The 4,504-nt window shown below is 63.0% G+C and carries 3 protein-coding genes and 2 pseudogenes; 1 reads left to right on the top strand and 4 read right to left on the bottom strand.

Annotation, left to right across the window (positions count from 1 at the left end; all coding sequences use genetic code 11):
• The 3 genes and pseudogenes from B043_RS12345 to B043_RS0107390 form a co-directional block, all read right to left on the bottom strand.
• A pseudogene (locus B043_RS12345) lies at positions 1–208 on the bottom strand (transposase); the annotation flags it as partial.
• A gap of 190 nt (positions 209–398) precedes the next feature.
• Entirely contained in the window at positions 399–1,148 is a 750-nt protein-coding gene (locus B043_RS0107405) for a c-type cytochrome (protein WP_169335134.1), read from the bottom strand.
• Between the two features lie 786 nt (positions 1,149–1,934).
• Complete coding sequence (locus B043_RS0107390; protein ID WP_018461490.1) at positions 1,935–3,140, bottom strand: Nramp family divalent metal transporter; 1,206 nt, start codon at positions 3,138–3,140, stop codon at positions 1,935–1,937.
• 225 nt (positions 3,141–3,365) lie between these two features.
• Here B043_RS0107390 and B043_RS0107385 point away from each other — a divergent pair, with 225 nt between their 5' ends.
• A complete protein-coding gene (locus B043_RS0107385; RefSeq protein ID WP_018461489.1) occupies positions 3,366–3,815 on the top strand; it encodes a c-type cytochrome in 450 nt (149 codons plus the stop codon).
• 463 nt (positions 3,816–4,278) lie between these two features.
• On the opposite strand, the pseudogene B043_RS12340 reads toward B043_RS0107385, so the two are convergent.
• Positions 4,279–4,504, bottom strand: a pseudogene (locus B043_RS12340) (IS256 family transposase); the annotation flags it as partial.

Raw genomic sequence — 4,504 nt, 5'->3', positions numbered from 1 at the left:
CTTTGGCGAGGTCTTGGCCTTGCAAAAGGAGAAAGATGGCGAGGGTTAGGAGCTCGGCCAGGGTAGCCTTCTGGTGCTTTTGCTTTGGGGGGAGCTTGAAGTCCTGAGCTTGCAAGGCCTTGAGTTCGTCATCCACCCAAATGTAGGTAGCCACCAGAAGGGTTTCCGCGTCAAGATAGTAAAGGGGGTGCTCACGATCTTGCTGCATGGCACCCCCTCTTTTTTCACACCCCAGGGGTTGGGGTCAAGTAGCACACGAAGGAATCTAAGGTCTCTTTCTAGAGCTAAGCCCAAACCCCATTTGCCGCAAACCCCCTAATTTAGTTTGTTCAGTCTCACCTCCTTCTCAGTTTCACCCCCTTTCTTCTCAGTTTCACCTCCTTTAGAAGCTTGCGGAGCTAGCGGAGCCTGGCCACTTCTTCCTCATCAACTAGGCCATAGCTATTCCCAAAGGAGGTGCGCACAAAAGTGAGAACCGCGGCGACCTCCCGGTTGGTGAGGTTGGCGGCAACCGGAGGCATATAGCCCAGGCCTTTAGTAACGGCCTCAACCAAGAAAGAAACATCCTGGAGGCGAGTATTGTTCTGCAAAGTTGGCCCAACCCCTCCTTGGCCCTGGGCACCGTGGCAAGAAGCGCAAACGCGAGTAAACAAAGTCTCGCCCTCAGCCTTGAGTTGGGCTAAGAGGGCATCCGTCTGAGCTCCAGCAGGTTGCTGGTCTGTCGAAGGCTTTAGGGCTTCACCTTTCGGGGAAACCAAGAACCAGACCCCGCCCACCCCCTGGCCCAAGACGTCCCCCGGCTTCTGGTCGCGGACGAAGTAGTAAAGCGGCCAGCCGTTATAGGTCACCTGAAGGCTTCCATCCCGGCGCTTGGCAACGCCCAGCAGGTTAGGGGCCACCCCCTTGCCGGCCACCGCTTTTTCCTTAACCAAAAGGGGTGGCCAAGTCTGGGCGCACTGGTCGTAGCAGGTAGGGGTGTTCTGGCTATCCTGGGTGTACAGATACAAACTCCGCCCCTGACCATCGGTCAGATAAGCCCCCAAGGCAGGGTGCTCCGAGGTCTGCACCCCCACCTGGACCTCCTGCATAAGAACCAGGCTCCCAAGGAAGAGGGCTAGGGCCAGGGATAGCTTCGCTTTAGCTTTCATGGCTTCCCAATCCTCAGCCTGCCACCGGTTGTCCATCCCAAAAGGGTTTAGGGTTACTTTTTGCCCACTACTCCCGTTCAGGGTAACCCCGGCTTGAGGAAGTGGAGGCGTTCAAGGTGGAGAGGGAACCGAAAAGAGGCTGGCTCCCTGGAATAAGGGCAGCTCCACCCCAGCTTAAGCCGACACACCCAGAAATCGCTGAAAAGGGCGTTCGGAATGTGGGATTCCCTGTGGTCGGCTCCATGCTGGACAGCAGCTTAGGTGGAGCGGGAAGCGTGGGACCAGAAAGCGCTCGGCTTGGGGATGCGCCTTTGGGCGGGGTAGTCCATGTAGCAAAGCCCGACCCTCCAAAACCTCCTCCCCCTGCCATACCTCCTCGTAGGCCGCCCCGTTTTCCTTCACGTAGAGGGGCCAGGGAACCAGGGCCCCCATGGCGTTCACCGCCCCCACCCAGGTGGTGCCGAGCTGGGTGAGGTCCGGCCCCACCCCGCTGGTGGCCGCGGCGGTGATTCGGGTCCAGGCCACGCCCCAGTCCAGGGCGGTGACTTGACCTCCACCCCCTTGTCCCGCTCAAAGGGGGCCACCAAGGCCTTGAAGTCCTCGACGGCGTTGGGGGTGTTGGGCATGATCCAGGCCTCCAGGGTGGGCCGCTGGGCCAAGGCGGCCAGGGCCAGGGGAAGAGCAGGCCAGGGCCAGGGGAAGAGCAGGGTTGAAAGCGCTTTTTAAGTTTTGCAAGTCTTTAAAGGGGAGGCCCCTACCCCGACCGCACCCCGGCGGCCATACGGGCTAAGTCCGCGCCAGGAGCCAGAGGTTAAGGAGGACCACCCCACCGGCACTCCCCCAGGCCAGGAGGGCCACGAGGGGGCGGTTGGCGAAGCCCCCCATGAGGTCCCTCCGCCCTGTGAGGTGGGCCAAGGGGAAGAGGACGAAGGGCAGGGCGAAGGAGAGGACCACCTGGGAGAGGACGATGAGCCCCATGGCGGGGAGGCCCAGGGTAAGGGCCAGACTGGCGGGGAGCATGGCGGCAAGGCGGACCAGGAGCCGGATTCTGGCTCCCTGGGCCCGCCCTCCGAGGAAGCCCTCCACCACCCGCTGGGCGGCCAGGGTCCCCGTGGTGGAGCTCGCGAGGCCGCTGGCCAGGAGGGCTAGGGCGAAGGCCAAGGCGGCCAGGGGTCCGAGAAGGGGGGTGAGGGTGCGGTAGGCCTCGGCCAGGTCGGCGATGACCAGGCCCTCGGCGTGGAAGACGGCAGCGGCCACCACCAGGATGGCCCCGTTGACAAGCCAAGCCCCCCCGAGGCCAAGAATCGTGTCCAGGAAGGCGTAGCGGTAGACCGTCTCCCTGGGGGCCAAGCCCAGCCGGGTCTTGACCTGGGCGGAGTGGAGGAAGAAGTTGTGGGGCATGACCGTGGCCCCGAGGATCCCTAGGGCCAGGTAGAGGGCCCCGGGGTGGGCCAGAGTGGGGTCCGGCAGGAAGGCGTGGCGGAGGAGGGCCAGGGGCTCGGGCCGGGCCAGGGCCACCTCGAGGACGTAGGCCCCGGCCACGAGGGCCACGAAGCCCAGGACGACGAGCTCCAGGGCCCTGAACCCAAACCGTTCCAGGTAGAGGATGAGGAGGACGTCCAGCGCCGTAAGCCAGGCGGCAAGGACCAGGGGCAGGCCGAGGAGGAGGTTTAAGGCCACGGCCACCCCCATGAACTCCGCCAGGTCCGTGGCCACCATGGCCACCAGGGCCACCGCAAAGAGGAGGGGCCAGGCCCGGTAGCGGGCCCGCATGTGCTCCGCCAGGTCCTGTCCCGTGGCCACCCCCAGCTTGGCCGCCAGGGCCTGGAGGAACATGGCCAGGATGCTGGAGAGGGTAACCACGAAGAGGAGGGAGAAGCCGAAACGGCTGCCGGCCTCGAGGCTGGTGGCCCAGTTCCCGGGGTCCATGTAGCCCACGGAGACCAGGAAGGCCGGGCCCAGGTAGCGGAGGAGGGGCTTGCGAGACCTCACCCTCTTATTTTAGGCATACCTAAAAAGGAGCTCACGCCGAAACCCCCAAAGGGACTAGGAGGGCTCCTCCTCAAAGGTCTAGGATGAGGAGGCGATGCCCCGCCTGCGCTTAGCCCTCTTCGTTCTCCCCTTTGCCCCTCCCTACCCACCCCTAGGAGGACGTTTCCTCGCCACGCCCCGGGGATTTCATCCTCCCTTCAGGTTTGAGGGGAGTATTCTAAGGCTATGAAAAAAGCGGGGCTGCTTTTGACGGGTTTCCTGGCGTTGGGGTTGGCCTTGGCCCAGGCGGATGGGGCGAAGGTCTACGGCCAGTACTGCGCCACCTGCCACCAGGCCAAAGGGCAGGGGATGCCGGGCGCCTTTCCCCCCCTTGCAGGCCATGTTCCGGAGATCCTGGCCAAGAAGGACGGGCGCGACTACCTGATCCGGGTCGTCCTCTACGGCCTCCAGGGGGAAATCCAGGTCAAGGGGGCAAAGTACAACGGGGCCATGCCCAGCTGGGCCCAGCTCAAGGACGAGGAGATCGCCGCCGTCCTCAACTACATCGCCACCGCCTGGGGCAACAAGACCCCCCAGGGCTTCAAGCCCTACACCCCCGCGGAGGTCAAGGCCGCCCGGGCTAAGACCCTCACCGGCCAGCAGGTCTTCGCTTTGAGGAAGCAGCTCGGCCTTTGAAACCCTGTGCGCACGGTCCTTCTTCTGGAGGACGACCCCGCTTTGGGCCGCTCCCTGGTGGAGGCCCTCCCGGGGTTTGGCTTCCGGGTCCTCTGGGCCCAGGGGGTAGAGGAGGCCTGGAACCTCCTCTTCGCCCAGGCCCCCCAGGCTTTGGTCCTGGACGTGCGGCTTAGGGAAGGGGAAGAAGCAGGCTTCACCTTCACCGCCAGTGGGGGGTGCGTTCCCGGTAGCGGGCGGCCAGGTACTCCGTTATTTTCTCCTCCAGCACCTTCTCGATCACCGCCTTCACCCCTTCCCGGATGCGCCGGCTTACCCCCACTTGGTCAACCTTCCAAGCTTCAGCTTAAGGTCATATAAACCACTAGCTCAATCTCTTCCTCTTTTATGGGCTCACCAACGGACACCAAAGGCTCTTGATTCTCTTGAAGTTGATAATCCTCTACAAACTTCAATAGCGGTCGTGTCAAGAGTTATGTGTAAGAGTCTGTGTACGGGGGGCATACCGCTCCTGAAGCATCTTCTCCAGCACCTCCTTCACCTCCGAGAACCCCTTTAGTTTCCGTTCTGCCCACCTCCCTTCCTGCCTCTCCGACTCCAGGTAAAGAAGCTTGTACACCGCCTCTTCCTTAGGAAACTTGTGGTCCCGCACCTTCGTCCCCCGCCGTAGCTCCCGGATAAACCGCTCCATC

The organism is Thermus oshimai DSM 12092, from assembly GCF_000373145.1.
GTDB classification, from domain to species: domain Bacteria; phylum Deinococcota; class Deinococci; order Deinococcales; family Thermaceae; genus Thermus; species Thermus oshimai.
This window is presented reverse-complemented; position numbering and strand designations above follow the sequence as displayed.

What these genes read in the sequence shown, in the direction of transcription:
- B043_RS0107405 (WP_169335134.1), bottom strand. Translation starts at nt 1,148, where the DNA reads ATGAAAGCTAAAGCGAAGCTATCCCTGGCCCTAGCCCTCTTCCTTGGG.
- B043_RS0107385 (WP_018461489.1), top strand. Translation starts at nt 3,366, where the DNA reads ATGAAAAAAGCGGGGCTGCTTTTGACGGGTTTCCTGGCGTTGGGGTTG.